The organism is Pseudomonas sp. Sample_16 (assembly GCF_004307665.1).
GTDB lineage: Bacteria > Pseudomonadota > Gammaproteobacteria > Pseudomonadales > Pseudomonadaceae > Aquipseudomonas.
In genome coordinates this window covers 1-3028 of the sequence record NZ_RCOB01000158.1, presented here as the reverse complement: position 1 = coordinate 3028, position 3028 = coordinate 1, and the positions used below count along the sequence as shown (strand labels likewise).

Genomic DNA, 3028 nt, shown 5'->3' with positions numbered 1-3028 from the left:
CGGTGCAGTGATCGGCGTGCGCGCCGGTTCGGATACCTCGACCTCGGCTATCGGTGGCCTGAACAGCCAGATCAACGGCACCTACGGCTACCTGACCCTCGACGCCAGCGGCAACGCGGTTTATCACAGCAACCCGAACGCTGTGAGCGGCCCCGGTGCGGTGGATGTGTTCACCTACACCGTGCGCGATGCCGACGGCGATGAAAGCACCACCACCATCACCATCGACGTCTACAACAGCTGCCTGCAAGCGGTCAGCGACGCCGACGCCACCGTCTACGAAAAAGCCCTCGACCTGAACAAGGACGGCCAGGACCTGGCGGCCGGCAGCGTCACCGGCAGCGAACCGGGGCACTCCGGTGAAACCGCGTCCGGCACGCTGGTCGGCTCGGTCAGCGGCGCGACTGGCGCGATCAGCTACACCCTGGTCGGCAGCGCCAACGGCAACTTTGGGCAAATCCTGCTCAACCCCAACGGCACGTATACCTACACCTTGACCTCGGCACCGAAAACAACACCGGGCGCCAACGATGGCCCCAACTCCCTGAGCGACACCTTTACCTACAAGGCCACCGATGCGCTGGGCAACACCACCACCAGCACTATCGTGGTCAACATCGTCGACGACGTGCCCAAGGCTGTGGCTTCGGAGCGTTCGGTGGCAGCAGTCGAGATTGACTCCAACCTGCTGCTGGTGATCGATGTCTCCGGCAGCATGGTCGACCCCTCCGGCGTAACGGGGCTGTCGAGGCTGGATCTGGCCAAGCAGGCGATCAGTGCCTTGCTCGACAAATACGACGACCTCGGCGACGTCAAAGTGCAGATTGTCACGTTCAGCAGCAATGCCATCGACAAGTCGTCGGTGTGGGTTGACGTGGCGACCGCCAAGGCAATCGTCGCTGGTCTGACGGCGGGCGGCGGCACCAACTACGACGCGGCGGTGGCCGTGGCACAAACTGCATTTGAGACCAACGGCAAGCTGACGGGCGCACAGAATGTCGGCTACTTCTTCTCTGACGGCAAACCCAATGAAGGTTCGATCGAGACGCAGGACGAGGCGCTCTGGAAGGCATTTCTTACCGAGAATCAAATCAAGAACTACGCGATCGGCCTGGGCGCAAACGTCGACAATGATGCCCTCGATCCGCTGGCATATGACGGCACTGGCACGGGGACCAATAACAACGCCGTGATTGTCACTGACCTAGGCCAACTCAACTCGGTGCTTTCGGGCACGGTGATGGGCGCACCGGTCACCGGTTCACTGCTGGGCGAGGGTGGGGCGTTTGGTGCAGATGGCGGCTTCATAAAAACCATCACCGTCGATGGCACCACGTACACCTACGATCCGAAAGGCAACAGCAACCAGGGCTCGCTGAATTTCAGCGGCGGCGCCAATCACGGTACGTTCAATACGACCAACAACACCCTGAGTATCGCCACCAACAACAAGGGCACGCTGGTGGTGAATCTCGATACCGGTGAATACAACTACGTATCGCAGAAAACTACCTCGGTGGTGCTCACGGAAAACATCGGCTTCACCCTCAGCGACAACGACGGCGATCTCGCCAGCTCGACACTGGTGGTCAAAGTCATTCCGAACGCAGCGCCGGTGGCCACTGATGATCACATCATCACTAACGTGCTTTCAGGCAGCGTGACGGTGCCGGCTGAATTACTGCTGGCCAACGACACCGGCGCCGATGGCGACCCGCTCAAGGCCTCGCCAACCACGTTCAATACGGGCTGGGTCGCCAAAGGTGCTGACTTCACCGGCAGCGGCGCGATTGATTTCTCCGGCAGCGGCGTCAAGCCGAGCAACCAGAGCCTGAGCAACGTGCGCGGCGCGTTCGCAGCCAATACCGCCTCGATGACGGCCCTGTTGGTGATCAGTGGTTATCTGGGGCCGGTCACTGCGGCCAACGTTAACGATGAAGATCGCATCACCGTCAACCTCAAGCAGGGCGAGACCCTCAACCTTGACCACAATCTGGCTGCCGGCCATATCACTATGGAGTACTCGATCAACGGCGGTGCCTGGATTGCCCTCGGCGATGGCCAGACCATCACGGCGACGTCGGACGGCGTCTATCAGATCCATGTGACCAACATCACCAACACCGGTGGCGGCAGCGGTGCGGGCAACTCGGAAAGCTATCAGCTGACCATGAAGCTCGATTATTCCGGTGCCCACGACACTGCCCCGGACTATCACGGCACCTACACTGCCAGCGATAACCATGGTGGCAGCGACAGCGCCAACCTGACCATCAGCTATCAGGACGGTCATACCCTCACCGGGACCACGGGCAACGACACCCTGGTGGCAGGCAACGGCGACAACATCATCAATGCCGGTGACGGCAATGACATCCTCACCGCAGGCACCGGCAACAACACGCTGCATGGCGATGCGGGCAATGACTTGTTGTTCAGTGGCACGGGCAACGACCTGCTCGATGGCGGCATCGGTAACGACACCGCGAGCTACGCCCATGCCACCACTGGCGTTACGGTCAACCTGGGCCAGAGTGGGCCGCAAAACACCTTGGGCGCCGGCACCGACACCCTGACCGCCATCGAAAACCTCGTCGGCTCCGATTTCAACGACAACCTTACCGGCGACAACAACAGCAACATCATTACCGGCGGCCTGGGCAATGACGTGCTCAAGGGCGAGGGTGGCGATGACTTCCTGATCGGCGGACTGGGCAACAATACGCTGACCGGCGGCAGCGGCGCCGACACGTTCCAATGGCTCAAAGGCAACAGTGGCCACGATGTGATCACCGACTTTACGCCGGGCACCGACAAACTCGACCTGTCGCAGCTGCTGCAAGGGGAGAATGGCAGCGCCGCGTCGCTCGATGACTACCTGCACTTCACTGTCAGCGGCAGCGGCGCGTCACTGGTCACCAGCATCGACGTCAGCGGCATGGCCGGCGCGGCGCCGAACCAGACCATTGACCTGGCGGGCGTCAACCTGGCCAGCCATTACGGTGTTACGCCGGGGGCGGGTGGGGTG

The 3028-nt window shown here is 61.5% G+C and carries 1 protein-coding gene; it reads left to right on the top strand.

The features are described from left to right. The coding region (locus tag D8U69_RS29830) for a type I secretion C-terminal target domain-containing protein (protein WP_241668676.1) at positions 1-3028 on the top strand (3028 nt) is incomplete at both ends.